The 22,757-nt window shown below is 32.7% G+C and carries 26 protein-coding genes; 12 read left to right on the top strand and 14 right to left on the bottom strand.

Features of this window, described 5'->3' with window-relative positions:
• Positions 1-3: 3 nt before the first annotated feature.
• The 5 genes from M4I21_RS14395 to M4I21_RS14415 form a co-directional block, all read right to left on the bottom strand.
• Entirely contained in the window at positions 4-1,047 is a 1,044-nt protein-coding gene (locus tag M4I21_RS14395; protein ID WP_249559928.1) for a hypothetical protein, read from the bottom strand.
• A complete protein-coding gene (locus M4I21_RS14400) occupies positions 1,031-1,558 on the bottom strand; it encodes a hypothetical protein (RefSeq protein WP_249559929.1) in 528 nt (175 codons plus the stop codon). The genes M4I21_RS14395 and M4I21_RS14400 overlap by 17 nt, the downstream gene beginning before the upstream one ends.
• A gap of 5 nt (positions 1,559-1,563) precedes the next feature.
• On the bottom strand, positions 1,564-2,184 hold the full coding sequence (locus M4I21_RS14405) for an RNA polymerase sigma factor (RefSeq protein ID WP_249559930.1): 621 nt from the start codon (positions 2,182-2,184) through the stop codon (positions 1,564-1,566).
• Between the two features lie 65 nt (positions 2,185-2,249).
• Complete coding sequence (locus M4I21_RS14410; RefSeq protein WP_249559931.1) at positions 2,250-2,645, bottom strand: hypothetical protein; 396 nt, start codon at positions 2,643-2,645, stop codon at positions 2,250-2,252.
• Positions 2,638-3,294 (bottom strand): RNA polymerase sigma factor, encoded by a 657-nt coding sequence (locus M4I21_RS14415; protein ID WP_249559932.1) that lies wholly within the window; start codon positions 3,292-3,294, stop codon positions 2,638-2,640. Before M4I21_RS14415 ends, M4I21_RS14410 begins: the two co-directional genes overlap by 8 nt.
• 64 nt (positions 3,295-3,358) lie before the next feature.
• On the opposite strand from M4I21_RS14415, the gene M4I21_RS14420 reads away from it, so the two are divergent.
• From M4I21_RS14420 to M4I21_RS14430, 3 genes are all read left to right on the top strand, one after another.
• A complete protein-coding gene (locus tag M4I21_RS14420) occupies positions 3,359-3,709 on the top strand; it encodes a DUF6249 domain-containing protein (protein ID WP_249559933.1) in 351 nt (116 codons plus the stop codon).
• 70 nt (positions 3,710-3,779) lie between these two features.
• Complete coding sequence (locus tag M4I21_RS14425; protein ID WP_249559934.1) at positions 3,780-4,412, top strand: MOSC domain-containing protein; 633 nt, start codon at positions 3,780-3,782, stop codon at positions 4,410-4,412.
• Positions 4,413-4,416: 4 nt separating this feature from the next.
• Complete coding sequence (locus tag M4I21_RS14430) at positions 4,417-4,776, top strand: DoxX family protein (RefSeq protein WP_249559935.1); 360 nt, start codon at positions 4,417-4,419, stop codon at positions 4,774-4,776.
• Positions 4,777-4,833: 57 nt separating this feature from the next.
• On the opposite strand, the gene M4I21_RS14435 is transcribed toward M4I21_RS14430, so the two are convergent.
• Positions 4,834-5,421 carry a hypothetical protein gene (locus M4I21_RS14435; protein WP_249559936.1) on the bottom strand — a complete coding sequence of 196 codons (588 nt, stop codon included), beginning with the start codon at positions 5,419-5,421 and terminating at the stop codon, positions 4,834-4,836.
• Between the two features lie 230 nt (positions 5,422-5,651).
• Between M4I21_RS14435 and M4I21_RS14440 the strand changes: the two genes are divergently transcribed.
• Positions 5,652-6,524 carry an AraC family transcriptional regulator gene (locus tag M4I21_RS14440; protein ID WP_249559937.1) on the top strand — a complete coding sequence of 291 codons (873 nt, stop codon included), beginning with the start codon at positions 5,652-5,654 and terminating at the stop codon, positions 6,522-6,524.
• 226 nt (positions 6,525-6,750) lie between these two features.
• Here M4I21_RS14440 and M4I21_RS14445 read toward each other — a convergent pair whose 3' ends face one another.
• On the bottom strand, positions 6,751-7,524 hold the full coding sequence (locus M4I21_RS14445; RefSeq protein WP_249559938.1) for a S1/P1 nuclease: 774 nt from the start codon (positions 7,522-7,524) through the stop codon (positions 6,751-6,753).
• 105 nt (positions 7,525-7,629) lie between these two features.
• Between M4I21_RS14445 and M4I21_RS14450 the strand changes: the two genes are divergently transcribed.
• The 8 genes from M4I21_RS14450 to M4I21_RS14485 all read left to right on the top strand — a co-directional run bounded on the left by M4I21_RS14450 (position 7,630) and on the right by M4I21_RS14485 (position 15,032).
• The gene (locus tag M4I21_RS14450) at positions 7,630-9,876 is read left to right on the top strand and encodes a transglycosylase domain-containing protein (RefSeq protein WP_249559939.1); all 2,247 of its coding nucleotides are present in this window, start codon (positions 7,630-7,632) and stop codon (positions 9,874-9,876) included.
• A gap of 54 nt (positions 9,877-9,930) precedes the next feature.
• Positions 9,931-10,791 (top strand): SPFH domain-containing protein, encoded by an 861-nt coding sequence (locus M4I21_RS14455; protein ID WP_249559940.1) that lies wholly within the window; start codon positions 9,931-9,933, stop codon positions 10,789-10,791.
• A 4-nt stretch (positions 10,792-10,795) separates the two neighbouring features.
• The gene (locus M4I21_RS14460; RefSeq protein ID WP_249559941.1) at positions 10,796-10,966 is read left to right on the top strand and encodes a DUF4177 domain-containing protein; all 171 of its coding nucleotides are present in this window, start codon (positions 10,796-10,798) and stop codon (positions 10,964-10,966) included.
• A 2-nt stretch (positions 10,967-10,968) separates the two neighbouring features.
• Complete coding sequence (locus M4I21_RS14465; protein ID WP_249559942.1) at positions 10,969-11,907, top strand: alpha/beta hydrolase; 939 nt, start codon at positions 10,969-10,971, stop codon at positions 11,905-11,907.
• 3 nt (positions 11,908-11,910) lie between these two features.
• Complete coding sequence (locus tag M4I21_RS14470; protein WP_249559943.1) at positions 11,911-12,078, top strand: type II toxin-antitoxin system antitoxin; 168 nt, start codon at positions 11,911-11,913, stop codon at positions 12,076-12,078.
• A gap of 16 nt (positions 12,079-12,094) precedes the next feature.
• Positions 12,095-12,895: an HAD family hydrolase gene (locus tag M4I21_RS14475; RefSeq protein WP_249559944.1), complete on the top strand. Its 801-nt coding sequence runs from the start codon at positions 12,095-12,097 to the stop codon at positions 12,893-12,895.
• Positions 12,896-12,934: 39 nt separating this feature from the next.
• Positions 12,935-14,236: a DUF819 family protein gene (locus tag M4I21_RS14480; RefSeq protein WP_249559945.1), complete on the top strand. Its 1,302-nt coding sequence runs from the start codon at positions 12,935-12,937 to the stop codon at positions 14,234-14,236.
• Between the two features lie 85 nt (positions 14,237-14,321).
• On the top strand, positions 14,322-15,032 hold the full coding sequence (locus tag M4I21_RS14485; protein WP_249559946.1) for a DUF4369 domain-containing protein: 711 nt from the start codon (positions 14,322-14,324) through the stop codon (positions 15,030-15,032).
• 56 nt (positions 15,033-15,088) lie between these two features.
• On the opposite strand, the gene M4I21_RS14490 is transcribed toward M4I21_RS14485, so the two are convergent.
• The 7 genes from M4I21_RS14490 to M4I21_RS14520 all read right to left on the bottom strand — a co-directional run.
• Positions 15,089-15,358 carry a hypothetical protein gene (locus M4I21_RS14490; RefSeq protein WP_249559947.1) on the bottom strand — a complete coding sequence of 90 codons (270 nt, stop codon included), beginning with the start codon at positions 15,356-15,358 and terminating at the stop codon, positions 15,089-15,091.
• 88 nt (positions 15,359-15,446) lie between these two features.
• Positions 15,447-16,409, bottom strand: a complete 963-nt coding sequence (locus tag M4I21_RS14495; protein WP_249559948.1) for a type I phosphomannose isomerase catalytic subunit — start codon at positions 16,407-16,409, stop codon at positions 15,447-15,449.
• Between the two features lie 30 nt (positions 16,410-16,439).
• Positions 16,440-16,850: a 6-pyruvoyl trahydropterin synthase family protein gene (locus M4I21_RS14500; RefSeq protein ID WP_249559949.1), complete on the bottom strand. Its 411-nt coding sequence runs from the start codon at positions 16,848-16,850 to the stop codon at positions 16,440-16,442.
• A gap of 1 nt (position 16,851) precedes the next feature.
• Positions 16,852-17,379, bottom strand: a complete 528-nt coding sequence (gene idi, locus M4I21_RS14505) for an isopentenyl-diphosphate Delta-isomerase (protein WP_249559950.1) — start codon at positions 17,377-17,379, stop codon at positions 16,852-16,854.
• Positions 17,380-17,487: 108 nt separating this feature from the next.
• Positions 17,488-18,441 (bottom strand): PorP/SprF family type IX secretion system membrane protein, encoded by a 954-nt coding sequence (locus M4I21_RS14510; protein WP_249559951.1) that lies wholly within the window; start codon positions 18,439-18,441, stop codon positions 17,488-17,490.
• Positions 18,442-18,454: 13 nt separating this feature from the next.
• Positions 18,455-20,473: a T9SS type B sorting domain-containing protein gene (locus M4I21_RS14515; RefSeq protein ID WP_249559952.1), complete on the bottom strand. Its 2,019-nt coding sequence runs from the start codon at positions 20,471-20,473 to the stop codon at positions 18,455-18,457.
• 31 nt (positions 20,474-20,504) lie between these two features.
• Positions 20,505-22,757 (bottom strand): collagen-like domain-containing protein (locus M4I21_RS14520; protein WP_502798720.1); only part of this gene is annotated, 2,253 nt, incomplete at its 5' end.

Consider the following 22,757-nt stretch of genomic DNA (forward strand, 5'->3'; position numbering starts at 1 on the left):
TTTTTAGTTATGGTAATAAATTAAACCATTAGCTACTTTTAAATTTATATTCTGGTCCTCTAACGTAAAGTTTGCTGCAGGATTTGAACCTTCTTTAACTTTAGATGTAAAGGCATTTATAAGATTATTATTTTCTCCCTTACCATATATGTTTAATTTAGAGTAATCTGAATCTAAATTAAAACTCGCATTATTATTTAAATTGTAAAACCAAAAGACACCATTATAATCATTAATTTTTACATTCTCTTTTAGTTCTGCAATTTCCACTTTTGAAAAGTCATTTTCTATAGTTGCGTTTTTAATGCTCCCAATTAAACCTTTATAAACATCGTTAAAATAAAATTGAGCTCCTTCAATTTCTGCTGCATAAAAATAACCATCCTTTATATGAAATCTACTTTTGCTATTTGTTATTTTATCTAAAATTACACCGCCTCTTTTAATTTTTAATTCAGTCTGGTTTTCTATTTTATTAAATTTAATTTGACTACTAGAACCATTAACTTTTAAAATAACACCCTCAGGAACTTTAATAACAAACTTAGGCCTTACTCCCTTAGATTTCTCATAACTATACTTCGCCTTATTCGGCTTAACTTTAATAGATTTTAAATATGGCTTGTAACCAGCATACATTTCTTTAACTATAGAATCTTTTGTTTTTCTTATATTTACAGTGTCTCTACTTCTTAAATAAAGGGCCATTTTATCCGATGTTATAATTTCAAAAAAACGATATTTCGAATTTTTCCCTCTACTCGTTATTGCCAGATTACCGCCTTCTTTCTCTGTTGTCACTTTAATAGCTTCTACATAATTTTGCATCTGCCTTTTTGAGTATTTCGTAAAAGAAACTGAATAATCCACGTGTACTTTATTATCTATAGACTTCTCTATTAAGACTTCATCAGTAAATAGATTAAGAGTTACTTTACCTTCTTTATTTACTTCAAAATCCTTTTTATACACAACTACCTCTTGCGCGCTAACTACTCCTGTTGTAATTAAGATTAATAATAGTAAAATTTTATATGGCTGTTTCATTTTGATCTTTTTTAGCGTTTAATATTTTTATATGTTTTTGTATATCTTTTAGCAAACTTAGGCGCGTTTGCAGATTTCTAATTAAATCTTCTACCACAAAAAGATTGTTTTTGTCGGCTTTAAATTCTTTAGAAATTTGCTTGTAATCCGCATCTAACTGTGTTAGCTTTTGTTTATACCTGCGTATTAGTTTTTCATCTGTGGCCACAGCTAAAAAATTCTTCCATTCTGTATCTATATTAGCTAAATACTCTGTTTCTACTTTTTTAAGTTCTTTCGTAATTTGCACTGTATTTACTTCGTCTTCATCATCTGTAGCATTCTGCTGCACAAATACAAATGCCAACCCTACAAGTAAAACAAATACTGCCGCAATCTTCATCAACCTATAATTATACTTTTTTTTAGATGGCAGTTTGCTTAACTTTTCTAAAAACTCATCTTTATGTGTTACTGGTAATTCTTTTTTAGGAAAATCATCTTCAGTAAAACTGTTTCTCAAATTTTTCATCTCCTTTATTTTTGCTGAATAATTTCTTTATTCGTTTTTACTTTGGTTTCACTTAACAATTCTTGCAACTGCATTCTCCCTCTTCTTAAATGTGTTCTAGAGGTTTTTATTGGCAACTGTAAAATCTGTGATATCTCTTCGTGATCATACCCCTCTATTAAGTACAATTGCACTACTAGCTTATATTTATAGGACAAAGATTCCATTGCTTTTAGGACATCTTTTTTTTGTATTTCATCATTAAAATACCAATCAGATTCTTCTTCAAACTCATACACAACATCATCTAAATCCTCAAAAATTAACTTTTGCTTTTTTAATACGTCTAAACATTGGTTAATTACAATTCGTTTTAGCCAAGCTCCTATTGTGTATGTTGACTCGTAATTATTAATTTTACCAAAAGCCTTTATAAAGCTCTCCTGCATTGCATCTTTTGCATCTTCTTGGTTCTTTAAATACCTACAAGCAATGGCAAACATTGCGTCACAATAATTTGTATACAACTGTAGCTGAGATTTTTTATCTCCTTTTTTACAGCCTGCAATTATTTGGTTGGTGGTTTGTTGCATAAATCTTTGTAAGTATTCTATCTTAAAAACGATTACTTTTTTAAAGGGTTTCATTTTTAACAAAAAAAACCATCACTAAATTTTAGTGATGGCTTAAAAATAAGTAAGTTTTAAGGTATTTATACCTGAAATTTATTTTTGTAATAATTTTTATAAATAGGGACCTGTATTAAAGTCATTAACGCAAGAGCCACTATACCATATATCAAACTACTATTTAAATGTATATTTTTAAATACAGATGTTAATGCATTATAATTTGCACTTGGCAACCAACTTGAATTTTCTGCTGTTCCAAAGAATGATAGGTACACGCATAAACCACTTATTAGCACAAAAATAAGTACCCAAACTGGCTTAGATATTAAAGATGTATAGGTTGTTACTGTAGACGGTTTTTCTACTGCTATTTTAGACATAATTAGATCTGTAAAATCTACAGATGTTTTCTCTACGGGCAAAGACTGCATTGCTTTGCTAATAAACTCGTCTATATTTTTTTGTTCCTTATCCATATATATTTATTATTTCTGGAGAGACCTTAGTTTCTATTATTGTTGCTAATTTTTTTCTACTCCTAAACAATTTAACTTTTAAGTTATTTACAGATGTTGCTGTTACTTTTGCTATTTCTTTAAGCGATAGCTCATCAAAATAAAACAAGGTTAATAAAGCACTTTCATCTGCTGGTAATAATGCTATGCATTCTTGTATTGCCGCTGTACGCTCTTTATCTTGCATCTGCTCTAAAGCATTGTCTATTGTCTGTAAACTTCTTTCAGTTACATTTTCTATAGGCACAACCAAAGCATCTTTTTTTAGTTTTTTTATTCGGTCTAAACTTGTATTGTAAACCACTTTATATAGCCAAGTAGAAAATTTAGCATCTCCTTTAAACTTGTCTAGTTTTGTATATGCTTTTACAAATGCATCTTGTGCCACCTCTTCTGCTTCTTCCTTATTACGCAACATTCTAATGGCCAATGTAAAAACCATATCCTTATACTTATTTACAAGAAATGTATAGGCTTGCGCATCACCGGCAAGTATTTTAGTTATATAATGTTGGTCGTTTGTATTAGTCATTTGTAGGTTAGACGACTTTATAATTGGTTTGGTTACCAAAGTAGCTAAAAAATATTTTTTTGATAAACTTGTAACCATAATTTTAAAACTGTCGTCTTACCATAAGAACAAAATAAAATTAATCAATTTAAATTACATAACTATGGGACCAGAAGTACTAATTGTAGCATTAATATTTGCATCTATCTTTGGCGTATTTTACTTATTCTTTTCTACACGTAACAAAGAACGCTTAGCTTTAATAGAAAAAGGTGTAGACGCAGGTATATTTGTTAAAGGCAAACAAGACAAAGCAGCGCCAATTTGGAAAATACTTACACTAAATTTTTCTTTACTTGTAATAGGTATTGGCTTAGGTATATTATTAGGTAATATTTTTATAAATATGGGCTTAGACGAAGCTGTTGCTGTAGGCACAACTTTTATAACAGCAGGTACCGCTTTGTTAATCGGCTTTTTTATGGTAAAAAAAATGGACAAGGAAGAGCTATAGTTACTCCTTAACCAAAACTACTTAATGAAAACCATTGTATTTATATGCAATGGTTTTTTATCTTTATAGAATGAAAGTAGTAGCAACAAACCTTGGAAAACCTACCAAAATACTATGGAATGGTAAAGAAGAAGTAACAGGAATTTACAAATATCCTACAACCAACCCTTTACATCTAAAAAGTACAGATGTTGTAAATGATACTGTAATAGACCGGAAACACCATGGTGGCATATACAAAGCTTGTTATTTATTTTCCGCTGATGTGTATGAGTATTGGAAAAGCTTATACCCTACTTTAGATTGGGATTGGGGAATGTTTGGAGAAAACTTAACCATAGAAGGTTTAAATGAAGCTACACTTAGAATAGGAGACATTTACAAAATTGGATCTGCAGTTGTACAAATATCGCAACCTAGAGAACCTTGTTATAAACTAGGAATACGTTTTGGAAATCAAGAAGTATTAAAACAGTTTATTGCTCACAATCGTCCCGGGACCTATATTCGTATCCTAGAAGAGGGTAATGTGCAAACCGGAGACTCTTTAACATTAATAGAACAATCTAACAACTCACTTACGACACAAGACTTTTACAAGCTTCTATATTCCAAAGAAAAAAAATTAGAGCACGTAAAATTAGCGGTTAACAATACTGCTCTACCAGAGAAAAAAAGAGAACGTTTAGCTAAATACTTATAAAAATATGATTTATCCTTGGCATTTATACCTAATGGCTTTGCTCTATATTTTTGCTGGTTTTATGCATTTTATAAAGCCTAATATATATATGCGTATTATGCCTAGATATTTACCCAAACACTTATCTCTAGTCTATGTTAGCGGTATAGTAGAAGTTTTTATTGGTTTTGGCTTGTGCTTTGCCTCTTCTAAAAACTATGCCATTTACGCATTAGTAGCAATGCTCACTGTTTTTTTATTGGTGCATTTCTATATGCTCACTAGCAAAAAGGCCGCTGCTGGCATACCTTTTTACATATTAGTTTTGCGTATACCTTTACAGTTTGCCTTAATGTATTGGGCGTACTGGTATTTGCAATTTTAAAACAAAAAAAAAGAGGCTATAAATAGCCTCTTTTTTATCAACAATACTCAATTATAACTAGTCTAAACTTACTAATTTACTGTACTTACCTTTGTTTACTTCTACAACAAATCTAAATTCTTCTTCTGCAAAATTTGTAAATCTAAAGGCTTTCTCTACTCGTAATTTATTATTAAAAGTTTCTTCGTATACTTCGTTCCCTTCTAAATCATATACAGAAACAACAACTTTACCTTTCTTTTTATTTAAGAAACTCATTAGTACTAAGTCTCCTCTTTTCTGAAAAATTGGTTTTGCCTCTTCTATTTTTTCATCTACAATAACATTACCATTTTTAATGTGTATTGCATATGAAACCTTCTTTAACATATTTTCTACGTTTAAAAAGTAATGTCCATCTTCTAAATTCATTACATTGAATTTTTTAGAATAAACGGCTTCATTTTCTATTTCTTCCGAATAAAATACCCCCGAATATTGATCTTCGAATTTTATTACTGTTTGAAGATTTTTTGCCTCAAATTTAAAGACTAAATCTTTAGAGTCTTTTTTAGTAACTAATTCTAGTGAAGATTCATCTGCAAAACTTGCAGTTGACACAAACAAAAATAGAACTAGGGTCGAGAATTTAAAAATTGTTTTCATAGGTTTACTTTTTTAGGATTATTCTTTTTGTTTTGATTGCTAAATAATTACACTGCAAATATATGTGGGGTATTCGGTTAATTTTACCTCTATATTTTCCAATATCTATGCTATATTAACCACAATACTACGACAACACTTACTTAATGTTAATTTAACATACAAAATGAACCTTAAAATGTTTTTAAAAACATATAGTTATTCTATTTTTGTATTTAAATTTATTTATAATGTCGAACCAAAAACCCATTTTTGAAGCTATTGCACCAGACTTTGGTCATTCGTTTACATATCAGAAGTTTGATGAGGCTACAAATAACAAAAACAACACCTGGCATTATCATCCAGAGATAGAACTGGTTTATGTTAATGGCGGCTCTGGAAAAAGACAAATAGGGAGTCACATATCTTATTACACAGATGGCGATTTAATTTTAATAGATGGTAATTTACCTCATTGTGGACTTACAGATGTACTAACAAAAAACAAAAGCGAAACGGTTGTACAAATGTTACCCGATTTTTTAGGGGCTAATTTTTTTAACCTACCAGAACTAAGAAATATTAAATCTTTATTAGATACCTGTAAAGGTGGTATTGCTTTTCATGGCAACACCAAGTTAAAAATTGGAGATAAAATTGAAGTATTAGAGTACCAAACCGATTTTCAACGTTTAATATCAATCTTAAACATATTAAACGAGCTTGGTAAGTCTAAAGAATACACCTTATTAAATGCAGAAGGTTTTTCTATGAAAACTGAAGTTAAAGACAACGACCGTATTAATGTTATCTTTAATTATGTAAAAACTAACTTTAGAGAAGAGATTACCTTAGACAGTATTGCGTCTTTAGTTAATATGACGGTACCCTCTTTTTGTAGGTACTTTAAAAAAATAACCAACAAAACCTTTATTCAGTTTACCAATGAATATAGATTGGTACACGCATCTAAATTATTGGCAGAGCAAAAGATGAGTATTACAGAGGTTTGTTTTGAGTGTGGTTTTAATAACTTTTCTCACTTTAATAAATCGTTTAAAAAATTTACTGGGCAAAACCCGTCTGAATACAGAAACGAGCTTAAAACTATTGTAGCGTAAATAACGATACTGCATCCAATTTAAAAATAGAGCAAAAAAAAAGGTCTTTAGTATATAAAGACCTTTTTTTTTATGTTATCCTAGTTTCATTGTGAGTTACATACTGCCTTTAATAAGATTGGATTTGGCTTACTAATATCCTCATACGCAACTACACTATGTAATTTTCAATAATTATGCCAAAAACCAAAATAAGTTAGGCATAGCTTCAAAATAATCGTTAAAATTATTTATATAAGTCATTTAAGACCTTAGCCAAACGCAAACCACCTTTTAATAATTGTCCACGTAATTGATCCATATGAAGATAACTGTATCTGTATCCTAATTTTTCTCCAACCTCAGCAGACTTATAAACTTCTTCTGCTAAATCCTGAGATTCTTCAATCCAGTCGTAAACAGTACCATCTTGTATTTTTGCAACCTCTTTTTTATTTAGCTTAGGTAAAGCACCCGCTAACTCCGTATAACTCATACCATAAGAGTTTATCATATCAGAATCCCAAACACGGTGCAAGTTTGTTCCGTCATTAAACCAACGTACTTGTATATCGTTACCACCTTTGTCTTCTGCGTGGCCAGCGTGTAAAGGCTGGTGCATATCTCCAATTAAGTGAATTAACATTTTTAAATGAAAAGATTTATCTTTTTTAGAGCTGTTCTTATCTTTTAAAACAGACAAACATTTTTCTATACCAACCATTAAATCTCCTTCTGGTGGTGGTGTGATGTCTGTATATTTTTTATCTGCAGGAAAGTTAACGTAGTGCCAAGGAGAATACGCCTTAAAAGTTCTATCAGATTTTATATCATCTGCGTGGTTAGATGCAAAAGCCAAATCTTGGCCATCTAACAATTCTTTAATTGCCTTTTTAGCTTTTCTACTTAGTTCTTTTTGCGCAACTTCGCCAACTGTTCTATGTCCTGTTTTACCCCAAAATACATTGTTAGCAAAAGAAACCTGAACTGCTAAAAAAAGCAGTATACATATGTTTTTCATTCTCGTTATTTTTTGACAAAAATAGAAAATTGTATTTTAAACTATTGTTATTTTTTAGTTGGTTTTATTTTTTTAACTTATCCTTATACCCTAAAACAGACTATTTTGATTTTAAAAAAAATAAAGAACCCGTATTTAAGATATAGTGTCATAGCTCTACTTGGCCTTATTTGTATAGGTATACTATTTATTACCAGCGTATACACTGGACTTTGGGGAAAATTACCAAGTAAAGAGGAGTTAACATCACTTAAATACCAACAAGCATCAGAAGTATACTCTGCAGATAGTGTTTTAATAGGTAAATACTACTTATTAGATAGGCAACCTATTGCATATGCAGAATTCCCTAAACACTTAACAGAAGCATTAGTAGCCATTGAAGATGAGCGTTTTTATGACCATAGTGGTATAGACTATAAAAGTATGCTTAGAGTTGCTTTTAAAAGCATTTTATTACGAGATAAATCTTCTGGTGGCGGTAGTACAATTAGTCAACAACTGGCAAAAAAACTATATCCAAGAACTAAAAGTGGCACATTAAACTTGGCCGTTTCTAAAATTAAAGAGATGTTTATTGCTCGCAAGTTAGAAAGCATCTACAATAAGGAAGAGATTCTTTCTTATTATTTAAATCAGGTTTCTTTTGGCGATAATACTTTTGGTATCGAAAGTGCCTCCTTAAAATTCTTTAACAAACACACTAAAAATTTAAGTATACCAGAAGCTGCTACATTGGTAGGTATGTTAAAAGCAACCTATGGTTATAACCCAAGAGTTTTTCCTGAAAAAAGTAAAGGCAGAAGAAACCTCGTTATGCAAGCTATGCATACAAATAACTACATAGACCAAAAACTAAAAGACAGCCTCATTAAAACACCTTTAGAATTAGACTATAGAGATTTTAATTATAACGATGGTGTTGCTCCTTATTTTAGAGAAGAAGTTAGAAAACAGCTTTTAAAATGGGTAAAAGATAAGAATGATGCTGGGAGTGATTTAAACATTTATACCTCTGGCTTAAAAATATACACCACACTAGATTATAAGATGCAAGTTTTAGCAGAAGAAGCTATGCAGGAGCATATGAAAGGTTTACAATCTAGTTTTGAAAAAAGTTATGGCAAAAATGCTCCTTGGCTAACAAACAAAAGCATTATTAACAAAGCTATAAAACAATCTTTACCGTATAAAAAACTAAAGGAATTAGGTTTAGCAGAAGCGCAAATACTAGATTCTTTAAACAAAAAAAAGACAATGACATTATCTAACTGGGATAAAGATTCCACTTTACAAGCTAGTACTATAGATAGTATTAAGCACTATAGTAAATTTTTAAACATTGGTTCATTGGCTCTAGATCCAGAAAACGGAGAGGTAAAAGTGTGGATTGGTGGTATTGACTTTAAACAATATAAGTACGACCACATATCACAAAGTAAAAGACAAGTTGGCTCTACTTTTAAACCTATAGTATATACTACAGCTTTAGAACAAGGCATTGGCCCTTGTACATATTTTTCTGCTGAAGAAGTCGAATATAAAAATTTAAAACAATGGAGTCCATCTAATACTGGTTCCAAAGACGAGACCTTTCTTAATTATTCAATGAAAGAAGCTTTAAGTAATTCTGTAAATACTGTTGCCGTAAAAGTATTAGAAAAAGCAGGCATACCTAATACCATAGCCCAAGCTAAAAAAATGGGAATTACAGCAGAGCTTCCCAATTTACCTTCTTTAGCTTTAGGAACAGCAGAGGTAAAAATAAGCGAACTAGCTACAGCCTATACAAGCTACGTAAACAATGGCAAACACAGTACACCAATACTTATTAAACACATTACCAATAGTAAAGACTCTATTATGGAATCTTTTAAACCCACTACTTCTAAAGAGCCAGCTTTTTCACCAGAAACTAATATGATTATGATAGAGCTTATGAAAGCTACTATAAATACAGGTACTGCAGCCAGAATAAGAAATTCCTATAAGTTAACTAACGATATTGCTGGTAAAACAGGAACAACACAAAATAATAAAGATGCTTGGTTTGTTGGCGTAACACCTAAACTAGTTAGTGTTACTTGGGTTGGTTTAGATAATCATGAAATAGGCTTTAAAAGTACAGGTCTTGGTCAAGGTGCTAATGCTGCATTACCCGCTTTTGCATTGTTACTGCAGAAAATGAATAAAAATTCAGATTTTGATTACATCACTAAAGCAAAATTTAAAAAACCTACAGATGCAGTTTTACAGTCGTTAGACTGCCAACCTTCTAAAAAAGATGGCTTTTTAAAACGTCTATTTAAAAACCCTAATAAGAAAAAAAGTAAAGATTTCAAAAGCAATTAAAATAAAATTGATATATTTATGATATCATTTTAATATCATAAAAAACCAAACATCATGTCAAAAGAAAAAACTACCACACCATTAAGCGGTTATATTGTCTTAATTATATTTATTGCGTTAGCCTTATTAAGTTTCTATATGCTTATTACTAAAGACAGTCCTATTTATGTATTAGGCATTATTTTAGCCGCAGCTTTATTTCCTGGATTTGTACTAGTAAATCCTAATAGTTCTAAAGTTTTATTACTATTTGGTAAGTATGTAGGTACAATTAAAGAAAATGGTTTCTACTGGGTTCTGCCTTTTTACTCCAAAAAATCTATTTCTTTAAGAGCTAGTAACTTTGATAGTGAACGATTAAAAGTAAATGATAAACTAGGTAACCCAATAATGATTAGTACCATTTTAGTATGGCGAGTTACCGATACTTTTATGGCTGCTTTTGAGGTGGATGATTACAAAAATTTTGTTCGCGTACAGACTGATGCTGCAGTACGTAAACTTGCTAGTATGTATCCTTATGATAATTTTGCAGACGAAGGGCACACAGAAGATATAACACTTAGATCTAGTGTAAACGAGGTTAGTGTTGCCTTAGAGAAAGAAGTACAAGAAAGACTTTCTATGGCTGGTATTGAAGTCTTAGAAGCTCGTATTGGTTATTTAGCCTATGCACAAGAAATTGCTAATGCAATGCTTAAAAGGCAACAAGCTACAGCTATTGTTGCTGCAAGACATAAAATTGTAGAAGGTGCAGTTAGTATGGTAGAAATGGCCATAGACCAACTAGGTAAAAAAAACATAGTAGATTTGGACGATGAACGTAAGGCCGCAATGGTAAGCAATTTAATGGTTGTTTTGTGTTCAGATAAAGATGCTTCTCCTATTGTTAATGCCGGAACTTTAAATCACTAAGAAAATGAAAGAATACAAAATTATAAAACAAAAAGCCAAACTAAGAAATTCAGATGGTGATTTTGAAGATGAACTAAACTCTCTTGCAAGAGAGGGCTGGATTGTAAAATCTTCTGTTGCTATAAATGGTTCTAGCTACTTTAAAGTAATTTTAGAACGCGATAAAAACAGATAACTATGAAAAATTTTCTACTGCTATGTATGTTACTCCCTACTCTAATTTGGGCTCAAGAAGTAAAAACTGAAGAGTTACATTTAAAAAATGGAGATATTAGTTTACCTGGCACTTTAACCATACCTGCTGCAAAAAAGAAAACTCCTCTTATCATTTTTATTCAAGGTTCCGGAAATCCAGATCGTAATGGAAACCAAGCTGGTACTATGATACAAATTGGGTATATAAAAACACTAAGAGATAGCTTAAATGCAAAAGGATTCTCTTTTTATAGTTATGATAAAAGATCTGCTACATTAAGTAACATTAAGCAATTATCAAAAATTACATTTGCTAGTTTTACAGATGATGCAAATGTTGCTGTAGATAACTTTAAAGGCGATAACCGGTTTAGTAGCATCCATTTAATAGGACATAGCCAAGGTTCTTTGGTGGGTATGTTAGCTATTAACAATCGGAAAGACAAGGTAATATCTTCTTTTATTTCTATTGCTGGCGCAGGTAAAACCATAGATAAAATAATAGTAGAACAGCTAACAAATCAGAATCCAGGTTTAGGTAAAATGGCTAAAGAACAATTTACAGAGCTTATGACAACAGATACTATTAAAGAGGTTAATCCGCTTTTAATAAGTGTTTTTCAGCCTGTATATCAAAAATTTATAAAGCAATGGGCAAAAATAGATCCTGCTGCAGAAATTAAAAAATTGCACATTCCTGCTTTAATTTTAAATGGTGATTCGGACCTTCAAGTTAGTACAGACGATGCACAATTATTAAAAGATGCATATCCAAAAGCTACTTTAAAAATTATTCCTAAAATGAATCACGTTTTAAAGGTTGTAAATTCAGTTACTGAAAATCAAGAATCATATACTTCATCAAACTTTAATATCTCTAAAGAACTTTTAAACGTAATTGAAGATTTTATTAGACACTAAGAAATGAGTAAAAAAAAGGCATTTGCACTACGGTTAAATGAAGATATGTTAAAGGCGATTGAAAAATGGGCTTCTGACGAATTTCGTAGCACCAATGGGCAAATAGAATGGATGTTGATGAAAAGCTTAAAAGAAGCTAAAAGAGAGCCAAAAAAGAAAGAAGAAGAATAATTTAGTTTGCTATAAAATGACGTATAAAATTTTATGTTCTGATTTAGACGGAACCTTATTAACTACAAAGAATGATGTTTCTGACGTTACCATATCAGAAATAAATAGGATAAAAAAACACATTAAAGTAATTTTAGTTTCCGCAAGAATGCCAAAATCTATGCGCTATTTACAAGAAAGACTTGGTATAGAAAATTTACCTATTATTTGTTACAATGGTGCTTTGGTTTTAGACAGTAACAAAGAACTGTTTTCTACTTTTATTGACAGCAAGGAATTACAAACCATACACAAAATCGCAGAACAACACTCTGTAAAACTAGGCTTGTATTATATGGATGAGTGGTATGTGCCGGAAGATTCTGAGCGTGTACAAAAAGAAATACACCACACTAAAGCAGAACCCATTTTTGAAGACACACAAACAACCTTAACCAATTGGGAAAAGAGAGGCGTTGGCGCTCATAAAATAATGCTAATGGGCACTAAGGAAACTACAGATGCTATTTTTAATGAACTATCTAACTTATTAGCAGATACCCTTCATTTTTACAGGTCTAACGATACACTTATAGAAGTTGCACCTAAAACCATATCTAAACTATCTGCCATAGAATTACTTTTAAAAGATGAAACTTTAGAAGATGTAATTGCTTTTGGTGACAACTACAACGATATGGAAATGCTTGCACATGTTGGTTGCGGTGTTGCTGTTGGTAATGGGCGAGATGAGGTTAAAAAAATTGCCAAACACACCACCTTAAAAAACACAGAAAACGGAGTTGCACATTTTATTAAGCAAAACATCTTAATTTAAGTATATTTGAGGAAACTCACATTTTAGTATCGCTATTCTATGATAGAACCTTTAATTACAGATGATAAAGTTGTTTTTGGATTATTAACCCTTTGTCTAGGTTTTGTATTTTACACCTCAGCAAAAGGAACAGGATTTTGGAAAAAATTCTACACTTTTGTTCCTAGTATTTTACTTTGTTATTTATTACCAGCAATTTTAACTTCTACTGGTGTTATTGCCGAAATTTGGGAAACTACAGATAAAACTGGAGTTGTTACGGAGCACGAATCTAACTTGTATTATATGGCTAGTAGGTATTTGCTACCTGCTGCCTTGGTTTTAATGACGTTAAGCATAGATTTAAAAGCGATAAAGAGTTTAGGATCTAAAGCATTGGTTATGTTTTTAACCGGTTCTGTTGGTATTATTATTGGCGGACCAATTGCTATACTTATTGTATCTATATTTTCTCCTGAAACAGTTGGCGGTAACGATTTTGATGCCATCTGGAGAGGATTATCTACTATTGCTGGTAGTTGGATAGGTGGAGGAGCAAACCAAGCTGCTATGCTAGAAATTTTTCAGTATAACCCAGAAAAATATGGTGGTATGGTACTTATAGATGTTGTGGTTGCCAATATTTGGATGGCCGTAATTCTATATGGTGTAGGTAAAACTACTAAAATAGATAAATGGTTAAATGCAGATGCTTCTGCCATAGAAACTTTAAAAGCAAAAGTTACAGCTTTTACAGATAAAATTACGAGAACACCAACAACTCAAGATTATATGATGTTGCTTTTCTTTGCTTTTACTGCCGTTGGTTTAGCTCACTTTTTAGGAGAAAATATTAGTACGTATCTTATAGATAATGTTGCTGCTGTAGCAGATAAAAAAAGCTTTTTATCGTTTCTAGGATCTAGCTTTTTCTGGATGGTAGTTATCGCTACAGTTGTTGGTATATCATTATCTTTTACAAAAGCCAAAAATTATGAAGGTGCTGGCGCTAGTAAAATAGGCGGTGTCTTTATTTACATATTAGTAGCTACTATTGGTATGAAAATGGACTTACTTAAAGTTTTTGAAAATCCTGGTTTAATTGTTATTGGACTTATTTGGATTGCCATACACGCTGGTTTATTAATAGTCGTTGCAAAACTTATAAAGGCTCCTTATTTCTTTTTAGCCGTAGGTAGCCAAGCTAATGTTGGTGGTGCTGCTTCTGCGCCTATTGTAGCAGCCGAGTTTCACCCTTCTTTAACATCTGTAGGGGTGTTATTAGCCGTTTTTGGTTATGTAGTAGGCACAGGAGGTGCATTACTATGTGCATACCTTATGGAAGTTGCCTCTGGTTTGTAATTAAAAAGTTATACACAAAATAAAAAGCTTTAACGATTCTTTAAGAAAAATTAATGATATTTGTCGCACTTAAAAAAATACAAAAATGAATAGATTTTTTCTTTTATTTCTTCTTGGCTTAAGCATTATTGCTTGTAACTCTACAACAGAAAACACTATGGTTGTTTCTGGTAATGTAAAAGGCTTAAAGAAAGGAACACTATACCTACAAAAGGTAAACGATACTGTTTTAGTTACAGTTGATTCTTTAAAAATTGATGGCGATGGTCATTTTAACCTTTCTACAGAATTAGAAAGCCCAGAGATATTTTATTTATACTTAGACAAGTCTGATAATTCTGAGTTTAACGATAGAATTACATTTTTTGGGGTGCCAGGAAATATTACTATAAACACAGCTTGGAATACATTTGCGCTAAATGCAAAAATTAATGGTTCTAATGCACAAACAAAGCTTGAAGAATTTAGAAAAAATTCATCTAGATTTAACGCAGAAGCTTTAAGAATAGCACAAACTGCACAATTACCAGGAATACAAGGGAACGAGCAAGCTATTGACTCTTTAAATAAACTATTATCTAAAAATAATTTACGCAGCTATTTATACGCATTAAATTATTCTTTGAACCATAAAGAATCTTACGTAGCCCCTTATTTAGCATTAACAGAAGTACCAGATGTTAACGTAAAATATTTAGACTCTATATACAATTCTTTACCAGATAGTATATCTACTTCTAAATACGGAAAAGAACTAAAATTACATATTAGCAAAGTAAAAGCTGCTAACAAATAGACATAAAAAAACATCCACCAATGGTGGATGTTTTTATTTTGTATAAATAGTAAAAATTAACCTAATTTGTTAACGTCTGCTATTAATTCTGTAGCTTTAGTTTCTAATTCTTTACGAACAGCTGCTAAGTGCTTACTTCTACTTTCTACATCTTTTTTATTCACCTTCGCGATTAAATCATCAAAAGTAACAATTGCAGAATCTATAATTTTAGAACCTTCGTTAGAATCTTTTGATTTAGAAGTTGCTTCCCAAAAGTATACTGCTTCAATAATATCTCCTAAAACAAAATTGATATCCTTTTTTAAATCTTTTATGCTTGCCATCTGTATTATTTTTTTTTGCAAAAATACATATTTAACTCATACAAAGAGGTTTCTTACCTCTAATATATTACTTAAAGCCTGTAAATAGTTATATAGTTACCTCTAATAGCTTTGCGCCATTAGACGCTATACTTACCGTTTTAGATAAAGCAGGAACAAGAATGGTTTCTCCTTTTACAATACTTGCTTCTCCAAACTCATTTTTTATAGTAGCAGAACCTCCAACGCACATATAAATAGTAAAAGAATCTCTACTACTAATATCTTGTTGTAAATTTTGTGTAAGTTCTATAAAATTTGTTTTAAAATAAGGACAATCTACCATTGTATTTACGGTATTATCTTGTGTCTTATAATCTACTACAAAATCGTCTTTCTTAGTATAATCTATAGCATCCAAGGCTTGCTCTGTGTGTAATTCTCTTAAGTTTCCGTTTTTATCTTTACGATTAAAATCAAAAACTCTATACGTAACATCAGATGTTTGCTGAATTTCCGCTAATAAAACACCTGCGCCAATTGCGTGTATTTTACCCGTATTTATAAAAAAAGTATCGCCTTCTTTTACCTTTTCATAGTTTAATAAATCTAATAAGGTATCGTTTTCTATACTAGCTGCATATTCTTCTTTTGCTACATCCTTATTAAAACCTACAATAAGTTCTGCATCTTGGTCAGCATCCATAACATACCACATCTCTGTTTTACCAAAAGAGTTATGTCTTTTTTTAGCAAGCTCATCATTAGGGTGCAGTTGTATAGATAGGTCTTGTTTGGCATCTATAAATTTAATTAGAATAGGAAATTCTTTTCCAAAACGCTCTGCAACACTTTTACCTAAAAGGTCGTTTGTCTGCGTATTAATTAAATCTTGTAAAGATGTACCAGCTAAATCACCATTATACACAACAGAAACATCTCCTTTTACAGTAGACAATTCCCAGCTTTCTCCTGTAATATCTGTTTCTATTGGTTTGTGTAAAACATCTCTTAACTTAGTGCCTCCCCAAAGTCTTTCTTTTAAAATAGGATTAAATTTTAACGGATACATATGTGTTGTTTTAATTTGATATTTTTAGTGTTATTCGCCCGAGTACGTTACATAATTACGTGGTGTCTCGTACAATACAATTTCTAATTCTTTTGAAGCATCAATTTCTGATCTTAATTTATTCCATATAACAACAGCAATATTCTCTGCCGTAGGATTAAGTTCTTTAAATTCTGGCACTTCTACATTTAAGTTTTTATGATCTAAAGCATTCTCTATTTTTTCTTTAATAAGATCTTTTAAAACTTTCATATCCATAACAAAACCAGTTTCTGGATCTATTTCTCCGGCTACACTAACTATAAGTTCATAATTATGTCCATGGTAATTTGGATTGCTACACAATCCAAAAACAGCTTTATTTTTTTCTGTATCCCAGCTCTTATTATGCAATCTATGAGCTGCATTAAAATGTGCTTTTCTACTTACTTTAACCTTCATACTAGTATTGGTTTTGTAGTGTATAGTTATGAAAACGGTCAAAAATAATTTTAAACCATTCTGTATAATTCTGTGGATTCTCTGTAATGTCTGCTTTAATATCATCTAAAGCTACCCATTTCCAGTTTTCTACTTCTTCTTTGTTTATGGCCGGCAAGTCGTTATACTTACCAATCATTACATGATCTAGTTCATGTTCTGTTAAGCCGTTATCAAAAGGAGCTTTATATATAAAAGAAAACAACTCTGTAAGCTCTGTTACAAAACCCATTTCTTCTTGTAATCTTCTTTTGCCAGCTTGTATATTAGATTCGCCTACTCGTTGGTGACTACAGCAGGTGTTTGTCCACAATAAAGGCGAATGATATTTACCTGCAGCACGTTGTTGCAACATTGTCTCTCCTTTATCATTCATTACAAAAACAGAAAATGCTCTATGTAAAAGCGCTTTTTCATGTGCTTCCATCTTTGCCATTGTACCAATTTGGAGGTCCTGCTCGTTAACTAATATTACCTGTTCTTCAATCATAGTCTTACAAAAATAAGACCTTTATGTTATTTATGAGCACTATAAAAAGAAAAAACACCTTTACAAGTAAAAGTGTTTTTAAGGTCTATAAAATTAAGATTGTATGTTTTAAAAGAATCTAGGCGATTTTAAGTTTTTCTTGGTTTTAATAAAATCATATCGCAACATAAGTTCAAAAGAACCATCGTTAAAAGATGTATTACCTAATTCTGTTGTTTCTTTATCATAAGCCAATCCAATTAGCAAATCTTCGGATACTTGAAACCCGAACATACCACTAAATGCAGCACTCCAACGGTAAGCTCCACCTATAATAAATTTATCATTAAGCATAAAATTCGCAGATAAATCTACTTGTAATGGTGCTCCTTTTACGCCTTTAGTTAAAATGGTTGGTTTAAATTTTAATGATTCGTTTAAATCAAAAACATAACCAGTCATTAAGTACAAATGCATTTGTTCATTTGCTACAGTTGGGTTTGCTCCTTCTTCAAAGTGTTTAGTTTCTAAAATTCTTGGAGCAGACAGACCTGCATAAAATTTTTCTGTGTGATAATATACACCCGCTCCTATATTAGGTGAAAATCTATTATCTACGTCTGTTTGCAACGTAGGGTCTAAACCACCACTAGTATCTTGGTTTAATTCTGAAAATCTAATATCTAATAAATGAGCACTCGCTTTTAGTCCAAATGATAATTTACCTTCTAAAGAGGTATGTATTGTGTATGAAAAATCGGCATCAAAATATGTTTCTGAAGTTGGACCTATAACATCATTAACAACAGAAAAACCAACACCTACACCTCTGTACCCTACTGGTGTATGAAAATTAAATGTTTGCGTTTTTGGCGCGCCATCTAAACCTACCCATTGTGACCTATGTAATAAACCAACACTTAAATTACCACGAGAACCGGCATAAGCAGGGTTAATACTTATGGTATTATACATATACTGCGTATACTGAGCATCTTGCTGAGACCATACTGATACGGTACCTAATGCAAATAACAGCACTGACACTACTAATAGTCTAATATGTTTTTTTAATATAATCATAAACTTAATTATGCTATTTGTTTAAATAAATATAGCCGCTAAGCTGTTTTGTTTTTCCTGCTGGTGTTGTGTAATCTAATACATAGAAATACGTACCTACTGGAAGTTTCTTATCTGTATTAACAGTAACTCTTCCGTGAGATGTACCATCAAAATAATTGCTTTGTGTATTGTAAGACTTGGTTACAAATACTTGAACACCCCATCTATTATAAATTCTAATAGTATTATTTGGGAATCTCTCTAGTCCTGTAATTTTAAGTACATCATGTATACCATCACCGTTTGGCGTTACCACATTAAATATTTCTATACCATCTTCTTCAGAATCTGGAAAATCTAAGTAATCTGGAATACCATCGCCATCTGCATCATCATTAGCAAAGTTTCCATCTTTGTTTATATCTTCATCTATAGTTGGTATACCATCACCATCATCATCTGTATCTCTATAATCAGATTCGCCATCACCATCCGAGTTAGGTAAATCATTTAAAGGATCATCTATTTCATCATTCTTATCATCATCAATAGAAGTCGCTCCTTCAAAACCATCATCTAAACCATCGTTATCCTTATCAGAACCCGCAAATGTATTATCCGGAATACCATTACTATCTGTGTCGTTAGCCTCTATTACATCTGGAACACCATCGTTATCACTATCTTCATCCAAGTAATCTGGCAAGCTATCTCCATCAGTATCTACAGGGAATATTCCTAAATTACCATCAGTCTCATAAGCATCATCTAAACCATTACCGTTTTCATCTAAACCACTTGGCTGTATATAATCTGCCGTTGTTTGTGCTTCTACATTATCTGGAATACCATCATCATCTGAATCTATATCTAAATAATCTGGAATACCATCACCATCTGTATCTGTTGCATCTGTTGCTGGATCGTTATCTCCATCTAAATTAAGATCTTCAAAACTATCTAAAATACCATCGTTATCTGCATCTAAATCTGTCATAGCAGCTTCATTTACTATAACCGTAATAGTAGATGTACTACAATTACTTAAAGTATCGCAAATTGTATATGTAAAGGTATCTTGACCTATATAACCTGGATTAGGCGTGTATGTAATAATATCGTCAGACGGGTCGTTTGGCGTACCATTATCGTCTACGACAATTGTACCGTTAGTTGGGTTCGTTGTTGTAAACGTGCCATCTGTTGGTAAATCGTTATCGTTTAAATCCCAATTATCTATTACAATTGTTTCATCTTCATTAGTTGCAACAACATCATCTTGTGTATCTAAAATAGGTACTACTGTTACAGCTACTGTTGCTGTACTACAATCTCCATAACTGTTACATATAGTATATGTAAAAGAATCTGGACCATTATAATCTGCATCTGGAACATAGGTAATAATATCATCAGATGGGTCGTTTGGAGTACCATTATCATCAATAGTAACAGTTCCGTTTACCGGGTCTGATGTTGTTAGTGTTCCTGGATTTGGCAATCCGTTATCGTTAGCAAAAACATCTACAATTATTGAAGTGTCTTCATCTAACGTAACAATATCGTCTTCTAAATCACTAGCTTCACTCATACAAACTACCTTAAAACTTGGGAGTTGAACCGAGTTACCTGCTTTAAGTAATGTTGCCACGTATTTTATAACATCTTTAGTTGCTAATACTTGTGGTGCTGTTTGGTCTCCCGTTAAAATAGGCGACCAACTAACTGTTGCTCCTGCTGGTACATTAGGAGAAACATCTAATGTTACCTCGTTATCTGGAGTGTTACAGTCCGTTAATATAAAATATGTACTTGCGTTTTTACCACACAAAGTACCATCATATGTAGCAAAGTATACTCCAGGCTGACTCACCTCATAGAAGAAGTCGGTACCTAGAACAGTACTTGTGTCTGCTGCATTATACCATTTATAATTGTTTTCGTCTGTACTATTTGGTGCCTGCAATAAAAATTGAGCACTAACTACGTTAGCACAAAACAAGGCCACTAGTACAGCGAATAAAAATTTATATGTGTTAATTGATCTCAAATTTCTAGGATAAGTTTTTATTCGCTTTAGCTTACTTTACTACAAATACAACGTTAATTAACGTGTTATAGTCTGTAGGTTGATTAGTTACTGTGTATGTTAACACTCCGTTTGCATTAATAGACATTGTGCCTGTATTAAATACTGCAGGATCTGCATACGTTACATAATAATACAATTCTGCTCTAGTATATGTTGGTAAAGCTGATGGTGCACCTGCACTACCAATAGTTGGTGTACCATATTGCTTAATATACTCGTCATATAAATCTAATGTTTTAGTACCATTTGTTGCAACATCTACTTCTACAGAAGGCGGGTAAAATATACGTGCTGCTTTAGATGTAATAGGTGCAATTGCTTGTATTACTTCTTGTACATTAGTTTCTGTTGTAGGTGAAGATTCACCACCCTCATCAACATCAATTGGAGTTCTTAGTAAAACCTCGTCATCATATTGATCATCTGTATTAGCTAATGAAGCTAAACTAACCGTTTGAGAAGAACCATCTTCTATGCCAACAGTTAATGTTGTTCCTGATAAACCTAAATTACGTATACTTTGATTATCTGCTAATGCTGCCAAACTTACTGTCTGAGAAGAACCATCTTCTATACCTACAGTTAATGTTGTACCTGAGAAACCTAAATTACGTATACTTTGGTTATCTGTGTCAATACTACCAATATCAATTGTATTACCATCTGAAATGGTTAAGTTGGTTCCAGATAAACTTAAAGTTTGATCATCTGTTGTTGGATCTCCTGGTGCTCCTTGTGGACCAACAGGTCCTTGATCTCCTATTGCTCCTTTGTCGCCTGTCTCTCCTTTATCTCCATCTAACCCTTTATTTCCTCTTGCTCCTTTATTTCCATTAGGACCTTGATCTCCTGGCGCTCCTTTATCTCCATCAGCACCTTTTGCACCAGTATCACCCGTTGCTCCTTTGTTTCCAACTAATCCTTGTGGACCTTGATCACCAATAACTCCTTTGTCTCCAGTTGAGCCTTTATCTCCGTCAGCTCCTTTTGCACCAGTATCACCCGTTGCTCCTTTGTCCCCTGTTAAGCCTTTATCGCCATCTAATCCTTGTGGACCTTGATCTCCAATAACTCCTTTATTTCCAGTTTCACCTTTATTTCCAGTTTCACCTTTATCTCCGTCAGCTCCTTTTGCACCAGTATCACCTGTTGCTCCTTTGTCACCAGTTTCACCTTTATCTCCATCAGCACCTTTTGCACCAGTATCACCTGTTGCGCCTTTGTCTCCTGTTAAGCCTTTATCTCCATCAGGACCCTTTGCACCAGTATCACCTGTTGCTCCTTTGTTTCCAACTAAGCCTTGTGGACCTTGATCTCCAATAACTCCTTTATCTCCATCTAATCCTTGTGGACCTTGATCACCAATAACTCCTTTGTCACCAGTTTCACCTTTATCTCCATCAGCACCTTTTGCACCAGTATCACCCGTTGCTCCTTTGTCTCCTGTTAAGCCTTTATCGCCATCTAATCCTTGTGGACCTTGATCACCAATAACTCCTTTGTCTCCAGTTGCTCCTTTATCTCCGTCAGGACCCTTTGCTCCAGTATCACCTGTTGCACCTTTGTCTCCTGTTAAGCCTTTATCACCATCTAATCCTTGTGGACCTTGATCACCAATAACTCCTTTATCTCCAGTTTCACCTTTATCTCCATCAGGACCCTTTGCACCAGTATCACCTGTTGCTCCTTTGTCTCCTGTTAAGCCTTTATCGCCATCTAATCCTTGTGGACCTTGATCACCAATAACTCCTTTGTCACCAGTTTCACCTTTATCTCCATCAGCACCTTTTGCACCAGTATCACCCGTTGCTCCTTTGTCACCAACTAAGCCTTTATCTCCATCTAATCCTTGTGGACCTTGATCTCCAATAACTCCTTTATCTCCATCAGCACCTTTATCTCCGTCAGCACCTTTTGCACCAGTATCACCCGTTGCTCCTTTGTCTCCTGTTAAGCCTTTATCGCCATCTAATCCTTGTGGACCTTGATCACCAATAACTCCTTTATCTCCAGTTTCACCTTTATCTCCATCAGGACCCTTTGCACCAGTATCACCTGTTGCGCCTTTGTCTCCTGTTAAGCCTTTATCGCCATCAGCACCTTTTGCACCAGTATCACCCGTTGCTCCTTTATCACCCGTTGCTCCTTTATCACCTGTTAAGCCTTTATCGCCATCTAATCCTTGTGGACCTTGATCTCCAATAACTCCTTTGTCTCCAGTTTCACCTTTATCTCCATCAGC

The organism is Cellulophaga sp. 20_2_10 (assembly GCF_023476645.1).
Classification (GTDB): domain Bacteria; phylum Bacteroidota; class Bacteroidia; order Flavobacteriales; family Flavobacteriaceae; genus Cellulophaga.

Excerpts from the sequence above, each read along its gene's own strand:
- M4I21_RS14465 (WP_249559942.1), top strand. The coding sequence starts at position 10,969 with ATGAAAAATTTTCTACTGCTATGTATGTTACTCCCTACTCTAATTTGG.
- M4I21_RS14480 (WP_249559945.1), top strand. The coding sequence starts at position 12,935 with ATGATAGAACCTTTAATTACAGATGATAAAGTTGTTTTTGGATTATTA.
- M4I21_RS14430 (WP_249559935.1), top strand. The coding sequence starts at position 4,417 with ATGATTTATCCTTGGCATTTATACCTAATGGCTTTGCTCTATATTTTT.
- M4I21_RS14435 (WP_249559936.1), bottom strand. The coding sequence starts at position 5,421 with ATGAAAACAATTTTTAAATTCTCGACCCTAGTTCTATTTTTGTTTGTG.
- M4I21_RS14420 (WP_249559933.1), top strand. The coding sequence starts at position 3,359 with ATGGGACCAGAAGTACTAATTGTAGCATTAATATTTGCATCTATCTTT.
- M4I21_RS14415 (WP_249559932.1), bottom strand. The coding sequence starts at position 3,294 with ATGGTTACAAGTTTATCAAAAAAATATTTTTTAGCTACTTTGGTAACC.
- M4I21_RS14440 (WP_249559937.1), top strand. The coding sequence starts at position 5,652 with ATGTCGAACCAAAAACCCATTTTTGAAGCTATTGCACCAGACTTTGGT.
- M4I21_RS14425 (WP_249559934.1), top strand. The coding sequence starts at position 3,780 with ATGAAAGTAGTAGCAACAAACCTTGGAAAACCTACCAAAATACTATGG.
- M4I21_RS14500 (WP_249559949.1), bottom strand. The coding sequence starts at position 16,850 with ATGAAGGTTAAAGTAAGTAGAAAAGCACATTTTAATGCAGCTCATAGA.
- M4I21_RS14510 (WP_249559951.1), bottom strand. The coding sequence starts at position 18,441 with ATGATTATATTAAAAAAACATATTAGACTATTAGTAGTGTCAGTGCTG.
- M4I21_RS14485 (WP_249559946.1), top strand. The coding sequence starts at position 14,322 with ATGAATAGATTTTTTCTTTTATTTCTTCTTGGCTTAAGCATTATTGCT.
- M4I21_RS14410 (WP_249559931.1), bottom strand. The coding sequence starts at position 2,645 with ATGGATAAGGAACAAAAAAATATAGACGAGTTTATTAGCAAAGCAATG.
- idi (WP_249559950.1), bottom strand. The coding sequence starts at position 17,379 with ATGATTGAAGAACAGGTAATATTAGTTAACGAGCAGGACCTCCAAATT.
- M4I21_RS14460 (WP_249559941.1), top strand. The coding sequence starts at position 10,796 with ATGAAAGAATACAAAATTATAAAACAAAAAGCCAAACTAAGAAATTCA.
- M4I21_RS14405 (WP_249559930.1), bottom strand. The coding sequence starts at position 2,184 with ATGAAACCCTTTAAAAAAGTAATCGTTTTTAAGATAGAATACTTACAA.
- M4I21_RS14400 (WP_249559929.1), bottom strand. The coding sequence starts at position 1,558 with ATGAAAAATTTGAGAAACAGTTTTACTGAAGATGATTTTCCTAAAAAA.
- M4I21_RS14490 (WP_249559947.1), bottom strand. The coding sequence starts at position 15,358 with ATGGCAAGCATAAAAGATTTAAAAAAGGATATCAATTTTGTTTTAGGA.
- M4I21_RS14475 (WP_249559944.1), top strand. The coding sequence starts at position 12,095 with ATGACGTATAAAATTTTATGTTCTGATTTAGACGGAACCTTATTAACT.
- M4I21_RS14445 (WP_249559938.1), bottom strand. The coding sequence starts at position 7,524 with ATGAAAAACATATGTATACTGCTTTTTTTAGCAGTTCAGGTTTCTTTT.
- M4I21_RS14470 (WP_249559943.1), top strand. The coding sequence starts at position 11,911 with ATGAGTAAAAAAAAGGCATTTGCACTACGGTTAAATGAAGATATGTTA.
- M4I21_RS14455 (WP_249559940.1), top strand. The coding sequence starts at position 9,931 with ATGTCAAAAGAAAAAACTACCACACCATTAAGCGGTTATATTGTCTTA.
- M4I21_RS14395 (WP_249559928.1), bottom strand. The coding sequence starts at position 1,047 with ATGAAACAGCCATATAAAATTTTACTATTATTAATCTTAATTACAACA.
- M4I21_RS14495 (WP_249559948.1), bottom strand. The coding sequence starts at position 16,409 with ATGTATCCGTTAAAATTTAATCCTATTTTAAAAGAAAGACTTTGGGGA.